General features: G+C 69.0%; 16 protein-coding genes, 2 pseudogenes and 1 riboswitch. Of the genes and pseudogenes, 10 read left to right on the plus strand and 8 right to left on the minus strand.

Annotation, left to right across the window (positions count from 1 at the left end):
- Window positions 1–87: 87 nt before the first annotated feature.
- Entirely contained in the window at window positions 88–1,107 is a 1,020-nt protein-coding gene (locus OO71_RS03690; protein WP_033288167.1) for a methionine ABC transporter ATP-binding protein, read from the minus strand.
- Window positions 1,108–1,321: 214 nt separating this feature from the next.
- Window positions 1,322–1,412, minus strand: a riboswitch (SAM riboswitch).
- Window positions 1,413–1,984: 572 nt separating this feature from the next.
- Here OO71_RS03690 and OO71_RS03695 point away from each other — a divergent pair.
- On the plus strand, window positions 1,985–2,350 hold the full coding sequence (locus OO71_RS03695) for a hypothetical protein (protein ID WP_033288168.1): 366 nt from the start codon (window positions 1,985–1,987) through the stop codon (window positions 2,348–2,350).
- 10 nt (window positions 2,351–2,360) lie between these two features.
- Here OO71_RS03695 and rsmA read toward each other — a convergent pair whose 3' ends face one another.
- The 4 genes from rsmA to metG form a co-directional block, all read right to left on the minus strand.
- Window positions 2,361–3,203 carry a 16S rRNA (adenine(1518)-N(6)/adenine(1519)-N(6))-dimethyltransferase RsmA gene (gene rsmA, locus OO71_RS03700; RefSeq protein WP_033288169.1) on the minus strand — a complete coding sequence of 281 codons (843 nt, stop codon included), beginning with the start codon at window positions 3,201–3,203 and terminating at the stop codon, window positions 2,361–2,363.
- 82 nt (window positions 3,204–3,285) lie between these two features.
- Entirely contained in the window at window positions 3,286–4,749 is a 1,464-nt protein-coding gene (locus OO71_RS03705; protein ID WP_425388646.1) for a resuscitation-promoting factor, read from the minus strand.
- A 350-nt stretch (window positions 4,750–5,099) separates the two neighbouring features.
- Window positions 5,100–5,927, minus strand: a complete 828-nt coding sequence (locus tag OO71_RS03710; RefSeq protein ID WP_033288170.1) for a TatD family hydrolase — start codon at window positions 5,925–5,927, stop codon at window positions 5,100–5,102.
- A 91-nt stretch (window positions 5,928–6,018) separates the two neighbouring features.
- A complete protein-coding gene (gene metG / locus OO71_RS03715) occupies window positions 6,019–7,815 on the minus strand; it encodes a methionine--tRNA ligase (RefSeq protein WP_033288171.1) in 1,797 nt (598 codons plus the stop codon).
- A 62-nt stretch (window positions 7,816–7,877) separates the two neighbouring features.
- On the opposite strand from metG, the gene OO71_RS03720 reads away from it, so the two are divergent.
- From OO71_RS03720 to OO71_RS51925, 6 genes and pseudogenes are all read left to right on the plus strand, one after another.
- Window positions 7,878–8,453, plus strand: a complete 576-nt coding sequence (locus OO71_RS03720) for a PadR family transcriptional regulator (protein WP_033288172.1) — start codon at window positions 7,878–7,880, stop codon at window positions 8,451–8,453.
- A gap of 84 nt (window positions 8,454–8,537) precedes the next feature.
- On the plus strand, window positions 8,538–9,521 hold the full coding sequence (locus OO71_RS03725; protein ID WP_033288173.1) for an ATP-binding cassette domain-containing protein: 984 nt from the start codon (window positions 8,538–8,540) through the stop codon (window positions 9,519–9,521).
- Window positions 9,511–10,274: pseudogene (locus OO71_RS46120) on the plus strand (ABC transporter permease). Before OO71_RS03725 ends, OO71_RS46120 begins: the two are co-directional and overlap by 11 nt.
- Before the next feature lie 90 nt (window positions 10,275–10,364).
- Window positions 10,365–10,979, plus strand: a complete 615-nt coding sequence (locus tag OO71_RS03735; RefSeq protein WP_033288174.1) for a glycoside hydrolase family 25 protein — start codon at window positions 10,365–10,367, stop codon at window positions 10,977–10,979.
- 633 nt (window positions 10,980–11,612) lie between these two features.
- On the plus strand, window positions 11,613–12,848 hold the full coding sequence (locus OO71_RS03740; protein ID WP_033288175.1) for an aminodeoxychorismate synthase component I: 1,236 nt from the start codon (window positions 11,613–11,615) through the stop codon (window positions 12,846–12,848).
- 49 nt (window positions 12,849–12,897) lie between these two features.
- A pseudogene (locus tag OO71_RS51925) lies at window positions 12,898–13,119 on the plus strand (hypothetical protein); the annotation flags it as partial.
- A 204-nt stretch (window positions 13,120–13,323) separates the two neighbouring features.
- On the opposite strand, the gene OO71_RS03745 reads toward OO71_RS51925, so the two are convergent.
- Complete coding sequence (locus OO71_RS03745) at window positions 13,324–14,280, minus strand: quinone oxidoreductase family protein (RefSeq protein WP_033288176.1); 957 nt, start codon at window positions 14,278–14,280, stop codon at window positions 13,324–13,326.
- Window positions 14,281–14,317: 37 nt separating this feature from the next.
- On the opposite strand from OO71_RS03745, the gene OO71_RS03750 reads away from it, so the two are divergent.
- Window positions 14,318–14,938: a QsdR family transcriptional regulator gene (locus OO71_RS03750; protein ID WP_162186023.1), complete on the plus strand. Its 621-nt coding sequence runs from the start codon at window positions 14,318–14,320 to the stop codon at window positions 14,936–14,938.
- 9 nt (window positions 14,939–14,947) lie between these two features.
- Entirely contained in the window at window positions 14,948–16,081 is a 1,134-nt protein-coding gene (locus OO71_RS03755) for a hypothetical protein (RefSeq protein ID WP_051790974.1), read from the plus strand.
- A 365-nt stretch (window positions 16,082–16,446) separates the two neighbouring features.
- On the opposite strand, the gene rsmI is transcribed toward OO71_RS03755, so the two are convergent.
- Window positions 16,447–17,286, minus strand: a complete 840-nt coding sequence (gene rsmI / locus OO71_RS03760) for a 16S rRNA (cytidine(1402)-2'-O)-methyltransferase (RefSeq protein WP_033288177.1) — start codon at window positions 17,284–17,286, stop codon at window positions 16,447–16,449.
- A 65-nt stretch (window positions 17,287–17,351) separates the two neighbouring features.
- Here rsmI and OO71_RS03765 point away from each other — a divergent pair, with 65 nt between their 5' ends.
- Window positions 17,352–18,920, plus strand: coding sequence for a dolichyl-phosphate-mannose--protein mannosyltransferase (locus OO71_RS03765; RefSeq protein ID WP_033288178.1), 1,569 nt, complete (start codon window positions 17,352–17,354; stop codon window positions 18,918–18,920).
- On the opposite strand, the gene OO71_RS03770 is transcribed toward OO71_RS03765, so the two are convergent.
- A complete protein-coding gene (locus OO71_RS03770; protein WP_425388647.1) occupies window positions 18,871–19,665 on the minus strand; it encodes an AraC family transcriptional regulator in 795 nt (264 codons plus the stop codon). The two genes, OO71_RS03765 and OO71_RS03770, sit on opposite strands and share 50 nt — an antisense overlap.
- Between the last annotated feature and the right edge of the window lie 53 nt (window positions 19,666–19,718).

Genomic DNA, 19,718 nt, shown 5'->3' on the forward strand with positions numbered 1-19,718 from the left:
GGACAACGGGTCCACAGAACCGGGTACCCCGTCCGGAAACAGCGAGGGCCGCCCCCGGCAACGGGAGCGGCCCTCGAAAGAACTGGCTCAGGCGGCGACGACGCTCTGCGGTCCCCGGGCCGGTTGGGCCGCGGCCACGTGGGCTCCCCGGTCCGAGATCCACGACAGGGCGGCCTCGGCGCGCTCGCCGCGGACTCCCAGGCGGAAGCGGGCGATCGGGGTGTCGCCGATGCGGGTCAGGCCGCCGCCGATGGTTGCCAGTTCCACGTCGAAGCGGGCGGCCGCTTCGGGGAGCAGGGCGCCCACCGAGGCGAAACCGATCAGGACCACGTCCACCGCACGGTCGTACTTCGCCGACGTCGCGCGCGAAGTCTCGATCGACGGCAGCACCGCCTGCGCCGTCCAGCTGTCCGGCGTGGAGATCAGGTCCAGCACCGTGCCGCGCTCCACGACTGCGCCGTTGTCCAGCACGGCGACGTCGTCGCACACGCGGCGGACCACGTCGGCGTCCGGCGTGGTCACCACCACCGTGACGCCCAGCTCGGCACGCGCCCGGTCCAGCACCGCGAGCACCGCGCCCGCGTCCTCGGGCGAAACTCCGGCGGTCGGGTCGTCGGCCAGCAGCACGGCCGGTCCGGCGGCCAGCGCCCTGGCGACCGCGACCCGGCGGAGCTGACCCTCGGTGAGCTCGTCCGGCTTCTGCGTGGCACGGGCGGTGAGGCCGGCCAGGTCGAGCAGCGAACCGACCCGGCTGCGCCGCTGCGGACCGTCGACGCCCAGTTGCTCGAGCGGGCTCGCGATGTTTCCGGCGACGGTGCGCTCGGCGACCAGCTCCGGCTTGGTCCCGACCACGCCGAGCTGACGGCGGATCTCCCGCAGCCGCTTGCCGTCGAGGGTCGCGGTGTTGAGGCCGTCGAGCCGCACGACCCCGCGGTCGGGGCGCTCCTGCAGGGCAATGCAACGGGCGAGCGTGGACTTGCCGGAACCGGCCGGGCCCACGACGCCGAACAGCGAACCGGCCTGCACCTCGACACTCACGTCACGCAGGGCGGCGACTCGGTTTCCATGGAAGGGAAAGGACTTGGACACGTTTTCGACAGTGATCACGAAAGAGCTCCAGGCAAGCGGGCGCAGCACCGGTTACGGGCGCGCCGGGCGTCATCGAATTACCGTCCATTTCGGACGGCGCAAGAAACTGCGGAAAAGACGATCAGGCGATGACCATGGAGCGTTGACACGCACATACCGTGCGGCGACCTTCGTCGACGACACGCCGGCGGGTCAGCAGGAGCGGGCGGGTGACCCTCTTCATCGGAAACAGCCTCCATCGGTCCTGGCGGTAGCACCTGCCCTGCGGAGGGTGGTTGCTGCGACTTCGGCGAGCCAGGTCTCTCAGTCGCTCGGGATGGACGTACTGAGTAAAGCCGATCCCACTGGCTGAACGCAAGCGCGTTGGTGCAGATCACACGTCTGGTGGTGCCCGGATACCGGAACACCCCGTCCTGGATCGCGGGACCCGAAAGCTCGGCCACCGAAGCGTGCTTCGACCGGCGGATTCCCCGGCGCGACCCGGTCACGGCCGCCCGGTTCCACTGTGGACGATCAAGGTCGCCTCATGGACAGCACTTTCCGGGGCAGCTTGTCAAGCGGGAGCTGGTTCGGCCGACCTCGGGGTGGACGGTCGAGATAGTTCGTAAGGCAAGTCACTTTGGGTGGGACCGCCGAAGTGGACACGCACGGCCCGTCACCGGGAGAACACGGATGCCGCAGCGAGCGGGCCCCGGTCGGCCGCACCCCCCGATCACGCCGGAGCACTGCCGGGCATGAGTGTGGCACAGGCCACAGGAACAGCGTTCCAAGAATGCGAAGGACGTCTCACGTAATGCCCAGCGATACCGGGAACAGTGCCCATTACTCGCCTTTGCAGATCCGAAATCCGCACTACCTTGGACTTATCGCCTGCAAAAGCACGAAAGGATCGGACGTGAATCTGAAACGCAAGATCGGCGGCGCCGCAACTGCGGCCGCACTTGCCTGCACCGGGCTTTTCCTGAGCCCTGGCGTCGGCGAGGCGGCGACCGTGTACAAGTTCCGTCTCTCGCAGTTCGCTTTCGTAGTGGCCAATGTCTGCGTCCGGACCGATGTGGAGCAGGTGTGCTCGGGCTTCTGGGGCAAAGGCAAGTCCGAGGTATTCGACGTCAAAGCGAACCGCACGTCCGGCTGGCGATGCGATGCCGACGTCAAGGCCGCCGTCGACGCCTCCAAGGGCCCATTCGACCGCAATGAATTCAAAGAATGCGCTCTCCACGGAGACCCGTTCGGAACCAGTTTCGAATTGAAGCGCCCGTGAGCTGACGCGTTCACCGCGAGGCAGCGGCGATCCGCGCGAAAGCCTGCACGTCGAGCTGTTCGCCGCGAGTGCGCGGGTCGACCCCGGCTGCGGCGAGCAGTTCGCCGGCCCGGTCGGCTGACCCGGCCCAGCTCGCCAGCGCCGCGCGCAAAGTCTTGCGCCGCTGAGAAAACGCGGCATCCACGACGGCGAACAGCCGTTCCCGATCGACGCCGGACACCGGGTCGGTGCGGGTGAAGGACACCAGCGCGGAGTCGACGTTCGGCACTGGCCAGAACACCGCGCGCGGCACGGCGGCGACCTTGCGGGCCGAGCCGTACCACGCCAGTTTCACGCTCGGGATGCCGTACGTCCGGCTGCCCGGACCGGCCGCCATCCGGTCGGCGACCTCGGTCTGCACCATCACGAGCCCGCTCCGCAGGGACGGCAGCTCGGCCAGCAGGTGCAGCACCACCGGCACCGCGACGTTGTACGGCAGATTCGCCACCAGCGACACCGGCTCGGCAGGCAGGTCGGCCGCCGTCACCCGCAGCGCGTCGGCACCGACCACCGACAGCCGCCCGGCAGCTTCCGGCGCACGTTCGGCCGCGGTCTGCGGCAGCCGCGCCGCCAGGACCGGGTCGATCTCCACCGCGACGACCTGTGCGCCGGTGTCCAGCAGACCAAGGGTCAGCGAGCCGAGGCCCGGCCCGACCTCCAGCACCACGTCATCCGGCCCGACGCCGCCGAGCTCGACGATGCGGCGGACAGTGTTGGGGTCGTGCACGAAGTTCTGCCCGAGCTTCTTCGTGGGCCGCACGTCGAGCTCGTCGGCCAGCCCGCGGATTTCGGCAGGCCCCAGCAGTTCCACCACCGGACGAGCCTACCCAGCGCCACCGGCAGCAACGAAAACGGCCGTGAGCACGAAGCTCACGGCCGTTGCCGGGGAAGAACGCTCAGGCTTTCTTGCCGCACACCGGCCAGGCGCCGTAGCCACCACGGGCGTCGCGGACCTTCTCGGCCACCGCGATCTGCTGCTCCCGCGAGGCCTGGTGCGGGTACGCCGCGTACTGGTCGCCGCCGTAGGCGTCCCAGGTGCTCTTGTTGAACTGCAGGCCGCCGTAGTAGCCGTTGCCGGTGTTGATGGACCAGTTGCCGCCCGCCTCGCACTGCGCGATGCGGTCCCACGCGGACCCGTCCCCGATCGCCGGCTGCGGCGGGGCCTTGGTGCCGACCTTGATGATCTTCGGCTTGGCCTGGACCAGGATCTTCTCCGAGATCTGCTCGCGGCCGACCTCTTCGCCGTTCTTCTTGGTGACCTTGTAGGTGACGAGCTTCTTGCCCGCCGTGCCCTCGTCCTGGACGCTGGTCTGGCCCTTGAGCTGCGTGGGGTCGTCGACCTTCTGCACCTCGGGGTCGATGGTCTCCTCCTGGTTGACCATCGACACGCCCATGCGGCTGACGTGCACCTCGGCGCCGTCCTTCAGGCTGACGTCCAGACCACCGTCGACGGCGTCGTCCGGGCCGAGGTTCAGCTTGAGGTCGGTGACGAAGTCCTTCGTGGTGACGGCGTTGGTGGTCACCTGGCGCGGGGCGTTGGTGCCGTCGAAGAGCGTGATGTGCTTGAGGGTCTTGACCTGCACGGTGGAGCCCTCGAGCGGCAGGTCGCCGCTGGACGGCATCGACGTCCAGGCGCCCTGGGACAGCACGCTGCCCATGCCGAGCTGGTTCATTGCTTCGCCGAGCGTGGTCGCGCGTACCCACGAAGGCCGCGACACACCGTCGACGATCAGGTTGAGCTGACGGCCGCGCTCGAGCTTGATGACGCCACCGTCGCCGACCGCAGCCTGCGGGGAGGGCGACAGCGAGTCGTGCGCGCCGACGGACAGGCCCGCGTCCTCGAGCACCTCGCCGACGGTGTCGCCGTAGCTGTGGATGGTGCGCTGCTGGCCGTCGACGTCGACGGTGATGCTCTTGTTCATCGCCAGCGCCGCGGCACCGCCGCCGCCGACGGTGATCATGACCGCGAGCACGGCGCCCTTGAGGAACCGGCGCTTCCAGGTGCGGGTGGCCTCGATCAGGCCGTCCTCGACCGCGACCTTCTTCGTCTGCGGCGCCGCGGTGCGGTCCTGCTCGACCTCGTCCGGCAGCACCAGCGGAGGGAGCATCGTGGTCTCGGCGTTGATCAGCCGGATCAGCTCGTCGACGTCGACGTCGATCTCCGCCATCAGCATGTCGGCGTCGGGGCCGAGCGCGGCGAGCACGTCCTGCTGAGTCACGTAGAGCTCGTCGGAGAAGTCCAGCTGGCCGTACGCGGTGTCTTCGAGCTCGCGGTCGAGCACGCCGACCGAACCAGCGGAGGAGGTGAAGTACGCGGTATCCGCGCCAAGGCGCGAATCATCCTGCCGACTACCAGTCACCGGGTCGTTCCCTTTCCCAAGACATCGTGCGTCACCGCACGGCGTCCTTCGTTCGCGACGCACCCGCAGGCGCGCCTCTCAAGTCCGACACCCCCAGCCAGCGCCATCGTCACGGTCCCGAGTCGTACCAACCCCGGTTCCGCTTCCCCGACGTGCACTGACGTGACTGGTGGGCGTATCAGCCGGTATCCGCTGCGCGGTACCGACCGGCACGATCACGGGACAGTAACGGAGGTCGCGAGGTTGCGCAAACACCCCCCGGAGTGTCGTGACTTGTGTCACTCCTTCAGGTGGACGAACGGGCAACCCCGAACGTCGCAATGTGTTCAACCCGTTGTGACACTGCGAAATCACGCGCCTGGCAACCGGTAGACCCGTTCGGCCGTCGTCCGGACTGCATCGGCCACCTCGTGCACAGCTTCGCCCCTGAGCGCGGCGAGGTGCCGGACGGTGTACGCGGTGCAATACGGCTCGTTCGCCCGCCCACGGAACGGATGAGGGGTCAGGAACGGCGCGTCGGTCTCGGCGAGGAACTGTCCGCGGGGCGCGATCCGAGCCGCCTCGTGGAGGCCGCGCGCGTTCTTGAAGGTGACCGTGCCGGCGAAGGACAGTACGTACCCCTTGTCAAGACAGCGGCGCGCGATGTGCTCGTCGCCGGAGAAGCAGTGGAAGACGACCGTGTCGGGTGCGCCTTCCTCGTCGAGAATGCGAAGGACGTCTTCGTGCGCGTCGCGGTCGTGGATCATCAGTGTCTTGCGAAGCCGCTTCGCGAGGTCGATGTGCCACCGGAACGCGGTCTGCTGGGCGTCGTGCGGCGAGTAGTCCCAGTAGTAGTCGAGGCCCGTCTCGCCGACCGCCACCACCCGCTCGCCGCGCGCCAGACGCTCCACTTCGGACTGTTCGGCAGCGCCGAATTCCTTGGTACGCGTGGGATGTATGGCGACGGCGGCGAAGACGCGAGGGTCCCAGGTGGACGCTTCGACGGCCCAGCGCGCCGCGGCAAGATCATCGGCGACCGTGACGACGCGGGTCACCCCGGCCATTGCGGCGCGATCGAGCATGGCGGTGACATCGGCGGCGGTCTGCGCCCCGCACGCGTCGAGGTGGGTGTGCGCGTCGACCACCGTCACCGGCAGGCGGTCGGGGATCGGGGGAAGGTCGCGCTTTTCGTCACTCACGCTGTCGAACCTACTGTGCCCGCTCCGAGCGGTCCGTGAAGGGAACCATCACGGAATTAGATTCCCTGATGGTTCCCTTCACGGACTTGGGTCAGTCGGTGACGATCGGCGCCCACTCCGGGCCGGTCTCGCCGAGCTTCGGGTCCAGCTTCGTGAAGAGCGGAGTCGGCTTGGCGAGCGGACGGCCGGCCTCGATCGGCGTCGACTCCCACTTCGCCTGCTCGCTCGCGTAGTCGCCGGTGAGGATCGGGTTGACGCGGTCGGGCAGGTCCAGGTCCTCGACCTCCTTCAGCTCCGGCTGCGCAGCCCACACCCCGCTGCCGCCGAGCGCCTCGTGCACCTTCTGCGCCGAATGCGGCAGGAACGGCGTCAACAGCGTGTTCGCGTCGCTGACCACCTGCAACGCCGTGTGCAGCACCGCGTCCCGCCGGTCCGGGTCGTCCTTCAGCTTCCACGGCTCCTGGTCCGACAGGTACCGGTTGGCCGCGGTGACCACGCGCATCGCCTCGGCGGCGGCCAGCTTGAACCGCGACCGCGCGAGGTGCCCGCCCGCGGTGTCGAACGCCTGCCGCGACAGGGCCTTCAGCTCCTCGTCCGCGGGAGCGGGCGCGGTCGGGGCCGGGATCGCGCCGTTGTTCTTGTGCGCCATGGAAATCGAGCGGTTGACGAGGTTGCCCCACTCGTTGGCGAGCTCGAAGTTGGTGCGGCGGACGAACTCGTCCCACGTGAAGTCGGTGTCCTGGGTTTCCGGACCGGCCACGCTGATGAAGTACCGCAGCGCGTCCGGACCGAACTCCCGCAGGAAATCGTGGACGTAGATGACCGTGCCACGCGAAGTCGAGAACTTCGACCCGCTCATGGTGAGGAATTCGCTGGACACGATCTCGTCCGGCAGGTGCAGCTTGCCGTACTTGCCCGGCTCGCCACCGTGGTCGCCGTCGCCGTTCTGGCCCAGCAGCAACGCGGGCCAGATCTGGGCGTGGAAGGTGATGTTGTCCTTGCCCATGAAGTAGTACGCCCGCGCATCGGCGTTGCTCCACCACTCCTGCCACGCGTCCGGCGTTCCGTTGCGCCGCGCCCATTCGACGCTGGCGGAGAAGTAGCCGATGACCGCGTCGAACCACACGTAGAACCGCTTGAGCGGCTGGTCGTGCCAGCCGTCGAGCGGGATCTTCACGCCCCAGTCGAGGTCACGCGTGATCGGCCGCGGCCGCATGTCGTCGATGAGGTTGCGGGTGAAGTTGAGGACGTTCGGCCGCCAGTCGGTCTTCGTGCCGAGCCAGTCGCCGAGGGTCTTGGTGAACGCGGGCAGGTCGAGGAAGTAGTGCTCGGTCTCGACGAACTTCGGCGTCTCGCCGTTGATCCGCGACTTCGGGTTGATCAGCTCCGCGGCGTCGAGCTGGTTGCCGCAGTTGTCGCACTGGTCGCCGCGCGCGCCGTCGTACCCGCAGATCGGGCAGGTGCCCTCGATGTAACGGTCGGGCAGCGTGCGCCCGGTGGACGGGCTGATCGCGCCGCGCGTGGTCTTCGGGACGACGTACCCGTTGCGGTTCAGCGCGAGGAAGATCTCCTGCGTGACCTGCGCGTGGTTGCCGGTGGTGGTGCGCGTGAAGAGGTCGTAGGACAGGCCGAGGCCGCGCAGGTCCTCGTCGATCTGGCGGGTGTACTTGTCCGCGGTCTGCTGCGGCGTGAGGCCTTCCTTGTCCGCCTGGACGGTGATCGGCGTGCCGTGTTCGTCGGTCCCGGACACCATGAGGACCCGGTTGCCGGCCATTCGCTGGTAGCGGGAGAAGACGTCGGACGGGACGCCGAATCCGGACACGTGGCCGATGTGGCGGGGGCCGTTGGCGTAGGGCCAGGCCACCGCGGTCAACACAGGGGTGCTCATACCTGTTTAGCCTACGGATGCGATCCACGGCGTTTCGTGGCGGTCGGCGAAGGGAGAACGGCTTGTCGGCGACGCGTCTGCTGGTGCTCGGGGTCGTGCGGATGTCCGGCCGCGCGCACGGCTACCAGGTGCGCCGCGAGCTGCTGTCGTGGTCGGCGGACAAATGGGCGAACGTCCAGCCGGGGTCGATCTACCACGCGCTGAAGAAGATGACCGCCGAGGACCTGCTGGAACGCGTCGACGTCGAACCGGGCGACTCCGGTCCGGACCGGGTCGCGTACCGGCTGACCCCCGAGGGCGAGCAGGAGTTCCAGATCCTGCTGGCGAAGGGGCTGTCCGATCCGAACGCCGGGAACCCCGAGCTGTGCGCGGCGGTCAGCCTGATGCCCGCGCTCCCCCGCAAGTACGCGATCGGCCTGCTCCGCCAGCAGCTGATCCACTTCGAGGCGGAGGAACGCCGGTCGCAGCTGAGTCTCGAGGAGACCGACGACTGGGGCAAGCCGCCGCACGTTTCCGAGCTGTTCCGGCTGTGGGGCGGGATCGCCAGCGCGAGCCGGGAGTGGCTCACCGGGCTGATCGGCAGGCTGGAGGCGGGCGAGTACGTGATGGCCGACGACCCGCCCGGTAATCAAGTTTGACCACGTTGCTCCGAGTGGGGCAGAGTGTGCCGATCAACTAGTCAACCTTGACTAGTTGATCTCTGGGAGGAGAGGGGTTTCTTCATGATCACGGCACGCGGACTCGAGCGGCGGTTCCGCCGCAAGGGCCGGGGCGGTGGCGAGGTACATGCGGTGAAGGGGGTCGACCTCGATGTCGAGGCCGGCGAGCTGGTCGGGTTCCTCGGGCCGAACGGCGCGGGCAAGACCACCACGTTGCGCATGCTCACCACGCTGCTGAGACCGACCGCGGGCACGGCGACGATCGGCGGGCACGACCTGCTCACCGATCCGCTCGGCGTCCGCCGCAACATCGGGTACGTCGCGCAGGGCGGCGGTACCGCACCCGAAGCCCGGGTCGGCGAAGAGCTCGAGATGCAGGGCAGGCTGTACCGGATGAGCCGGGCCGACGCGATCGCGCGCGGCCGGGTACTCGCCGAGCAGCTCGACCTGACCGGGCTCGACAAGCGACCGACGAAAACGTTGTCCGGCGGCCAGCGGCGCCGCCTCGACATCGCCATGGGGCTCATCCATTCGCCGTCGCTGGTGTTCCTCGACGAGCCGTCCACCGGGCTCGACCCGCAGAGCCGGGCGAACCTGTGGGACCACATCCGGCGGCTGAGGTCCGAGCAGGGCGTCACGATCTTCCTGACGACGCATTACCTCGACGAGGCGGACGCGCTGGCCGACCGGCTGATCGTGATCGACGACGGCCGGATCGTCGCCGAGGGCACGCCGGATTCGCTGAAGGCGCGGGTGTCCGGCGACGGCGTGGTGATCGGGGTGCCCGCGGAGTCCACGGAAACCGCGGCGGACCTGGCCCGGCAGCTCACCGGGTCGCACGATTTCGACGTCTCCCCGGGTTCGGTGCGATTCCGCGTCCCGCGCGGCGATGCGGCGATGCCGGAGCTACTGCGGGCGCTCGACGCGAAGGACATCACGATGACGTCCATGCAGGTCACGCGTCCGACGCTGGACGACGTGTTTCTCACTCTCACCGGCCGGACGCTGCGCGATGCCGAGGAACCGGTGGTGGCCGATGTTGCATGACACGTGGCTGATCTTCCGCCGGGACATGGTCGCGGCACTGCGGAACCCGGCGTGGCTGCTGATCGGCATCATGCAGCCGCTGCTGTACCTGTTCTTCTTCGGGCCGCTGCTGGTGAAGGCGCTGAGCGCGCAGGGCCTGTCCGAGGTGGACGGCTGGATGGTGCTCACGCCGCGCTGATCGCGCAGCTGGCGTTGTTCGGCAGTTCGTTCGTGGGTTTCGGGCTGCTGGCCGACTACCGCTCCGGCGTGGTCGAGCGGATGCGCGTGACCCCGGCCAGCCGGACGGCGCTGCTGCTCGGGAAGGTGCTGGCGTGCGCGCTGCAGGCGGTGGTGCAGTCGGTGCTGATCATCGTGCTCGCGTACCTGGTGTTCGACCTGAACGCCCCGATCGGCGGGGTGCTGCTGAGCCTGCTGATCGTGTTCCTGCTCGCGCTGACGCTGGCGTCGTGCTCCTACGCGCTGGCGCTCACGCTCAAGAGCGAGGAGTCGTTCCCGGCGCTGCTCAACGCGGTGCTGATGCCACTGCTTCTGCTGTCCGGGATCCTCATCCCGATCACAGCCGGGCTCGCGCCGAAGTGGCTGTACACGATTTCGCAGATCAACCCGTTCCGGCACGTGGTCGACGTGGAACGCAACAGTTTCCGCGGCGATTTCACGATGGACGCGCTGTTTACCGGCAGCGTGGTCGTGCTGGTGATGGCGGTACTCGCGATCTGGTGGGGAACGCGCACGTTCCAGCGGGAAAACGCCTGATCACCGACACGCCGTGAAGGGTCACCCCGCGTCCCCGGCAGGGACGTAGGGTGGCCTTTCACCCGTCGTGGGGCTTGTCAGGGGTGCTAGGTGACCGAAACGGACAGCGGGCGCGGGCTCACGCTCACGCATCGTGAGCAGGTGCACGACTGGGCAGCGGTACGAGGCTCCGACGTCCGGTTCGCATCGGTCACCATCAGCGAAAACGTGAACTGGAGCGACCCGGGCGCCGAGCGGATGCTGTCCGCGGCACAACATGCGGGTATCCACACCGGCGCCCGGCATTACGCCCGCCCCGGCGCGGTACACGACCAGGCTGATCATTTCGTCCGCACGGCAAGCCGCCTCGGTGCGTTCGCGCCGGGCTCGCTGGCGCCCGCGCTGGAGGTGGACGCACAGAGCGTGGACGACCGGTTCGTGAAGGCGTGGATCAAGCACGTCCGGAATGCCGCGCGCATCCGCCGGGTCCTGGTGTACGCGGGGCATGACTGCTGGGCACACCGCCTGCACCCGGATCGATGGGCGGATTCGGAGGTGGTGCTGTGGCTGGTCCGGCACAACGGCATCCCGGGCCGCCCGGGGTGGTTCCATTCCCGGCTGGGGTTGCATCAGCATGCGTTTGCGCCCGGGGTACCGGGGGTGGACGGGGCGGTGGCGCAGGATGCGGTGGTGTATCCGTTCACGCTGTCGGATGTGCTTCTTTGAGGGTTGTTTTTGGTGCGCCTTTGCCGGGGCGCGCCGGTTGGACGGTGGTCGCCGGGCTGTTGGCGCCGCTTTGACGGTGGTTGCGACGCATTGGCCGCGGTTTCGGGAACTGCGTACTGCGCCGGTCGCCGTTTTCGGGTGCTTGCTTGACCGTGTTGTCCGAACTTGCCGCAATGCGCCGCTTCGACGGCGCTTTTCAGGATGCCAGGGGATCTCGGGGGCGCGGTGTGCTGCTCGGATGGTGTTTCTCGGGCTGCGGCCTGCCCGACCTGAGGATGCACCATGGTGCCGTCACCGCGGCTGCAGCCGTTCCTGCGGATTCGGCATGCCCGACCTGACAGGGGCATTCCGATGCCATCACCGCGATTCCAACCGCCCCTCCAGACACGACCTGCCCAACCTGACGACGCACCCCGATGCCATCACCGCGATTCCGACCGCCCCTCCAGACACGACCTGCCCAACCTGACGACGCACCCCGATGCCATCACCGCGATTCCGACCGTGTTTCTCCGGATGCGGCGACGTCCCGCTCGGGCGGGATTCCCGGGCCGCTGCGGTGATCGTTTCCCCGTCGTGCTGCCCTGATCACCTTTTCCGCTGGTCATCGCCGGTTTCCGGCACAATGGCGCGATGCGTTTCCAGCGGCTTCGGACCGAGCTGTCGCCCGCCCGGGCGGTCGTGCTGCTGTCTGCGTATGCGCGGGTGCACGGGCTGCCCGAACCGGCTGCCGTGTGCGGGAACTGGTTCGGGTCGCGGGCCGTGGTGGCTCCGTTTCTGACGGTGACTCCGCGGCCGTTCCCCGAGCTTCCCGCTGGCTCGGGGCCTTCGGAGCAGGTCGGGGGTGGGTGGTTCGGGTTTCTGTCTTATGACCTGACTGATCCGTCCGGCCGTTCCGCCGGGGTGCCCACGTCGGCGTGGGGATGGGCGGATCACGTGTTGCGCTGGGATGCCGCGGGAGTGTGCTGGTTCGAGTCGATCGAGGGGGACGCGGACGCGCAACTGTCCACTGTGGAGCGTGCGCTGGCGGGGTCCGCGAGGTTGTCGTGGTCGGCGAGTGTGCTGGACCGGCCGTGCGGGCACGCGCTGGCGGTGAAGGCGTGCGTGCACGAGATCGAGGCGGGCGAGCTGTTCCAGGCGAACATCTGCTCGCGGTTCACCGGGCAGTTCGACGGTTCCCCGGCGGCGCTGTTCGCCGAGGGAGTGCATCGCCTGGCCCCGCAGCGAGCGGCGTACGTCGCGGGTGAGTGGGGCTCGGTGGTTTCGCTGTCGCCGGAACTGTTCCTCGAACGGCACGGCCGACGGGTCCGGTCGTCGCCGATCAAGGGCACACTGCCGCGGCGCGACCCGTCGCATGACGGGAACGCCGTGCGGTTGCGGCAGTCGGTGAAGGACGTCGCGGAGAATGTGATGATCACCGACCTGGTGCGCAACGACCTTGGCCGCGTGTGCGAGGTGGGCAGCGTGGTGGTGCCGGACCTGCTCGCGGTGCATCCGGCCCCGGGGGTGTGGCATCTGGCGTCCACGGTGGAGGGGATGCTGGCGGCCGGTGTCGACGATGCCGCTCTGCTGGACGCGACGTTCCCCCCGGGCTCGGTGACGGGCGCCCCGAAGATCCGCGCGCTGGACCTGATCGCCGAACTGGAACCGGCGGCCCGCGGGGTGTACACGGGCGCGGTCGGGCTGGTGTCGCCGCTCGCGGGGCTGGAACTGAACGTGGCGATCCGGACGTTCGAGATCACCGGAAGCCACATCGCACTGGGCGTCGGCGGCGGAATCACGGCAGACTCGGACAGCGCCGCGGAATGGCAGGAGTGCCTCGACAAGGCGGCCCCGTTGGAAGAGCTGCTGTCCAGCCCGCCGGATTGACCTGGTGACGCAGCGGTTTGGGTGCAACGTCGCGGTAACAGCGGGCGCGGAGAACGTCGTCGACCTGCAGGCCAAGGTCCGCGAAGGTCGGTGCCGACGCGGGGCTGGCCTTCGACGGTGACGCTGACCGCTGCTCCGTGGTCAACGAGCAGGGCGAACCCGGCGTCGCTGAGCGGGGCGAACCGGTCTCGCTGAGCGGGGCGAACCGGTGTCACCGAGCGCGATCACCGCGCCGGTCGCCGAGCGCGAGCTGGCCAAGGAGCCGGGTGGGATCCGGCTCATCGGGCACTGCGACCTGCCAGCCCGCTTCATGGGAGGACCTGCCGTCGCACACTGGAAGTCGCTCGGGGGTGGTTTCTCGGATTGACCGCCTTTCTGTTGTCACCTCGGGACGAGGGGGTCTGTTGTCACCTCGGGACGACGGGGTTGCCGCCGTGGGTGAGACCGCCGCCCGCGGGCCGCCGCGAAAGCTGGGCTACTGCCGTGGGTTCAGTAGTAGTTTCCCCGTCGTGCCGCGGGAGCGGAGGGCCTCGTGGGCGGCTCGGGCTTCTTCCAGTGCGTACTCGCCTCCTGCGACGGCTCGGAGGGTGCCTGCTTGCACCATCGCGAACAGGTCATTCAACGCAGCGCCGAAAACGTTGCCCGGCAAGGTGAACGCGTGTGGCAGCCACATTCCGGCCACCGTGGTGCTGTGGCCCAGCAGGTTGCCCAGCTCGATCGGTTTCGGTTTGCGGCGGCCTGCCATGCCGTAGAACACCAGGCGGCCGAACGGCGCCAGCGCGGCGATGCTCTGGTCGGTGGTTGGGCCGCCGACCATGTCCAGCACGATGTCGACTCGCCTGCCGTCGTTGGCTTCCCGGAGGACGTCGGTCATGTTGTCCGCGCGGGAGTCGACTGCGACGTCTGCGCCCAGCTCCACGGCCAGCGCACGTTTTTCCTCACTGCTTGCCGTCGCGATGACCCGGCCGGCGCCCCACGCTTTGGCCAGCTGCACCGCAATCGACCCGACTCCGCCTGCCGCCGCGTGCACGACCACTGTCTCGCCGGATTCCAGGTGCGCGTTCTTGCGCAGCATGACCCACGCCGTCGCGCCCTGGACGAGCATGGACAGCGCGTTCAGGTCGTCGACGCCGTCGGGGACCGGGAAGGTCATTGCCTCCTCGGCCGCGACGCGTTCGGCGTAGCCGCCGTCCGTGACCAGCGCCACCACGCGCTTGCCTTCGGCCGTTCGGCCTACCACCTCGGCGCCCGGCACCAGCGGCAGCGCGCTCGGCGCGAGGTAGGAATTCTCTGCCTGATGAGTGTCGGCATAGTTCAGCCCGGCCCGGTCCACCTCGATCAGCACCTGACCCGGCCCGGCCACCGGATCCGGCAGCTCGACCACCTTGAGTACTTCCGGACCACCGAACTCGGTCACCTGTACAGCCCGCATCTCCGCGGCCCCCTCTCGTCATGAGACATTCTGCCACATGTCTCACTCATGCGGCAAGTGTGGTAATGTCTCAGGCATCGAAACTCCATTCGCCGACCGCACCCCGCGACCCGATGCCGTCGCGGCCTTCCGGCTCGCCCGCGACTGGTTCCTGGCCGGGGAACGAGTCGACATGGGAGAGCTGGCGGCCGAGCTCGGCGTCAGCCGAGCCACGCTGCACCGCTGGGTCGGCAGCCGCGACCACCTGCTCAGCGAGATCCTGTGGGCGGAAACGGCTGCCGTACTCGACAACGTCACGTACGCGGGCCGCGGCGGCGACGGTATCGCGGACGCGATCGGGGCGTTCGTGCGCACCGTCAACGAGTCCGCGCCGTTCCGGGCGTTCCTGCGCCGCGAACCCGAACGCGCGCTACGGCTGTTGACCACCAAGGCGAGCATCGTGCAGTCGCGCACCATCGAGAAGCTGTGCATTCTGCTTGCCGAGGAAGCCGAAGCCGGGCGGCTGCATTCGCCCCTGCCGGAGGTGGACCTGGCGTACCTGCTGGTGCGCGTCGGCGAATCGTTCATCTACACGGACGCGATCACCGGGGAAGAACCGGATGCCGAAAAGGCCCATGTGGCCGCGAAAATGCTGCTGCAGAGCGGAAGTGGCGGCTAAGGTCCCCGCGTGACTATTGTCCAGACCACTTCCCGGATCCCCGCCGCACCGTTCGGACGGCTGGTGTGCCATCCGACCCTTCCGCTCGCGGCCGCCGTCGAGCGTGACCGGCCTGCGGTGCACCTTTACGACACTGCACAGAATCTGCGAAGAACCGCAGTGCTCGGTGCAGATTCCGCAGAATACGGCGACATCCACCACTGGGAGCGAAAGGAACCTGTCCTCGCCTGGCATCCGGAACGGCCGGAGCTCATCGCGGCCGTCGACGGCAAAACGGTCCGCTGGACCCCGGAAAACGCGGCCGAACTGAACCTCCCCGCGTACCGCAACCTGGCCTTCAGCGCGGACGGCCGGTCCTTGCTGGCGTCGCCGTCGCCATCCTCGACCGAGGTCGACGTCGTCTCGGACGTCATCGACCTCGCCACCGCAACCGTCCAAACCGGACCGTACTGGGACACCGGCATCGTCACCCATCCGGCCGGTGGGCTGGTCGCCGCTCTGCGGAGCGAGCAGGGCGGGACCATGGTGCTCTTCTCCCGCAACGATTCCCCGCGCCGGTTCCTCAAGCACGCGCTGGTTCTGGACGCCGACGGCTACCGCCTGCCCGTTTTCCGCGGCGACGGGCGCTACCTCGCGGTTCGCGGCAACGCCTACGAGCACATGGTCGCGGTGTTCGAGTTCCCGTCGCTCCGCCGGGTCCTGAATACCTCGCTTGACCTTCCTGGCAAAGACGAGGAACGCCGCGCCTGGGCCAAGCACAACTTCGCGTTCGCCGGTGACCTGCTGTGGATCGGGACGCCGTCCGGGTCGCTGGTGGAACTCGACGTCGAGCGCGCGCAAGCCACCGAGCACGAGCTGTTCGGCTCGGCGATCACGGCGCTGGCCACCACCTCGGCCGGTGCCCTCATCGTGGCCTCCGGCAGCGAACTCGCCCTGATCCCGATGGCCGCAACCGCTCCCGATCCGGCCACCGTCGCCGATTTCCTTGCCAGGACAACAGAAGTCCCCGACGAGACCCACCTCGTGCTGACCGACGGCGTCCGCACCTGGGACCCGGACGATCTGGCCGCAACCACCGAAGCAAGCCCGCACGACCCGACCTGGCTGCAGCTACAGGCCGCGATCAACGCCCGGCAAGGCTGACGCAACCACCCGGCGGCGGCCACCAAACCGCCGCCGGGTCACTCCCGAGCTGCACGCACAGCCGCGAGCACAGCCGCATCACTTCCGAGCCGCCCGCACAACCGCGCCGCTTCCGGTCCGGAAGCCGCGGACGGTGCGCCCGCCACCGCGCCGATCGGCGCAGACAGGGGTTGGTCGGCTGCACAACCGCCGGGTCATTTCCAAGCCAAACCGCCAGAGCATTTCCGGTCCGGAAGCACAAACCGCGGGGCCACTCCCGAGCCGCACGCACAGCCGCCAGGTCACCTCTGAGCCGCGAGCACAGCCGCAGCACCTCCGAGGTGCGAGCACAGCCGCATCACTCCCGAGCCGCACGCACAACCTCATCACTTCCGGGCCGCGAGTACCGCCGCATAAAGCTCCTTTGTAGACACTCCCGTCGCGCCCGCGACCTCGGCCGCTACCGTCTTCAGCCGTTCCCCCGAAGCGACTCGCTCGGCGACCTCCGGGACCAGATCCGCCACCGACGCCTGCCGTGCGGGAGCGCCTTCCAGCACCACCGTGATCTCCCCGCGCACACCGTCCGCAGCCCAAGAAGCCAGGTCCGCCAAGGTGCCCCGTTTGACCTCTTCGTACGTCTTGGTCAGCTCCCGGCACACCGCCGCCCGGCGAGTCGCGCCCAGTACCGACACCGCGTCCGACAGCAGCGATGCCACCCGATGCGGCGATTCGAAGAACACGACTGTCCGACGCTCGCCGACCAGTTCCCTCAGCCATTTCGCCCGTTCCCCCGGCTTGCGGGGCGCGAAACCCTCGAAGCAGAACCGGTCGCACGGCAAACCGGACAAGGCGAGCGCCGTCGTCACGGCCGATGGGCCTGGCAGGCAGGTGACCGGCAAATCCTCCGCAACGCATGCGGCAACCAGCCGGAAACCGGGGTCCGAGACGCTCGGCATCCCGGCGTCGGTGACCACCAGGACCGTCTCGCCGCCGCGCAGGGCTTCCAGCAGCTTCGGGAGCCGCGCGGTTTCGACGTCCTCGTAGAAGCTCACCACCCGTCCCGACGGCGACACGCCGAGCGCGGACGTCAAGGTGCGCAGGCGGCGGGTGTCCTCGGCGGCGATGACGTCCGCCGAGCCCAGCGCGTCGATCAGGCGGGCGGAGGCGTCGCCGGGATCGCCCAGCGGGGTGGCGGCGAGCACGAGCCGTCCGGGCGAAGCAGTCATGGCACCCAGCGTAACCAGGCCGCCTGTCCACGCCCGACCCGCTCAGGGTCGTAGTATCGGGCCCCGTGACCGCGCTGCTGACCCGTGCCGACGACGAGAGCGTGCGGCCGGACCCGGTCGGCGCGCGCCGTCCCCCGACCGACCGCGAGGCGACCCTGCTCGGCCGCGGCATGCCCGCCGACCGGCTGCGCGGCTGGGTCGTGACGATCGTGCTGACCCTGATCGGCGCTGTCGTCCGCATCCAGAACCTCGGCCATCCGACCGACCACGCCAGCCCCGTCTTCGACGAAAAGCACTACGTTCCGCAGGCCGCGCAGATGCTGCGCAACGGCGGGTACGAGGACAACGCCGGGTACGAGCTCGTCGTGCACCCGCCGCTGGCCAAGGACTTCATCGCGGTCGGCGAATGGCTGTTCGGCTACAACGGCTGGGGCTGGCGGATCATGCCGGCGCTGGCGGGCACGCTGCTGATCCTGCTCACCATCCGCATCGCGCGCCGGCTCACCCGTTCGACGCTGCTCGGCGGCATCGCGGGCGTGCTGGTGATCTGCGACGGCGTACTGCACCTGCAGTCGCGCATGGGGATGCTCGACATCTTCATCGCCACCTTCGTGCTCGCCGCGTTCGCGTGCGTGCTCTGCGACCGCGACCAGGTGCGGCAACGGCTGGCCGTGGCGGTCCGCGAGGGCTGGGTCAACGAATCGCCGTGGGGTCCGAAGCTCGGCTTCCGCTGGTGGCGGTTCGGGGCCGGGCTGATGATCGGCCTGACCTTCGGCGTGAAGTGGTCGGCGCTCTACTACATCGCGGCATTCGGCCTGCTCACGGTGTTCTTCGACGTCGCAGCCCGGCGCGCGGCAGGCGTCCAGCGGCCCTGGGTCGGCACCATCCGGCGGGACGTCGCACCGGCGCTGTGGGCGATCGTGGCGGTGCCGGTGCTGATGTACTTCGCGTCGTACTGGGCGTGGTTCGCCAGCGAAACCGCCACCGACCGGCACTACACCGAGGCCAAGAACGTCGACCCCGGCCTGCTCGGCTGGATCCCGCCCGCGCTGCGCTCGCTCGGCAACTACACGGCGAACGTGCTGCATTTCCACGAAACCCTGCTGACGCCCAAGAACAATCCGCATCCGTGGGAGTCGAAGCCGTGGACGTGGCCGATGGGCCTGCGGCCGATGCTCTACTACTACGACGGCGACGTCACCGGCTGCGGCGAATCGCGCTGCCTCGGCGCGACGATGCTGATCGGCACGCCCGCGATGTGGTGGCTCGCCGCGCCGATGCTGGGCTGGGGCCTGTGGCGCTGGTTCTTCCGCGCGGACTGGCGCTACGCGGCCGTGCTCACCGGGTACTTCGCCGGTTACCTGCCCTGGTTCACCAACATCGACCGGCAGATGTACTTCTTCTACGCCACGCCGATGGCCCCGTTCCTGATCCTCGGGCTCGTGCTGGCGCTGGGTCAGATCCTCGGCAGCGCCAAACGCGGGTTCGAACGCCGGGGTACCGGTCTGCTCGTCGTGGCGTTGTACACCGGGCTCGTGGTCGCGAATTTCGCTTGGCTGTGGCCGATTCTCAACGGAATCCCGATCACGAACGGGCATTGGCAGGCCGAGATGTGGCTGCCGTCGTGGCGCTGAAGTTCGTGGCGCTGAAGTAGGCCCCCGGCGGCACCCCGACCGCGCGGCGGAAGGCGGCGACGAACGCGCTGGCCGTCGTGTACCCGACCCGGCGTGCCACGGTCGTCATCGGCAATCCTTGAGCGAGCAGGGGAAGTGCCGCGCGGAGGCGGACCTGGGTGCGCCAGGTACCGAACGTCATGCGGCAGTCACGGGTGAATGCGCGGGCCAGCGTCCGCTCGCTCGCGCCGACGACGCGGCCCAGTTCGGCGAGGCCGCGCGGATCGGCCGGGTCGGCGAGCACTGCGTCCGCGACGTCCTTCGCCCGCGGGTCGGCCGGAACGGGCACCACGATGGGTACGACGTCCAGCGGTTCGAGCAGGTCGAACGCGACGGCCTCGGCGCGGCGGCGGGCTTCGTGGCCGGGGCCATCTGCCGCCAGGTACTCCAGCAATTCCCGCAGCAGCGGCCGGACCACCACGATCTGCGGCCGCGGCCAGTGCACCGGGCATTGGCCGGGGTCGGCGTAGATCCCGCGCAGCTCGACGTGGCCGACCGCGCCGGTGCGGTGCCGGATTCCGGCGGGAAGCCACAGCGCCCGTGTGGACGGGAGGACCCATTGCGCGTCGCCGACCATCACCGCGGCGACCCCGCGCGCGGCCCAGACGAGCTGGTGCGCGGGATGGTCGTGCCACGGGAACCAGGCCCCGGCGGGGAGCGGCAGGTCACCGAGAAACATCGCGCCGGATTGACCGTATTGCGACATGGGGTGACAGTCTATCGTCTTTCGGTCAGTGCGCCGCGGCCTTAGCGTCGAAG

The organism is Amycolatopsis jejuensis (assembly GCF_000717335.1).
GTDB lineage: Bacteria > Actinomycetota > Actinomycetes > Mycobacteriales > Pseudonocardiaceae > Amycolatopsis > Amycolatopsis jejuensis.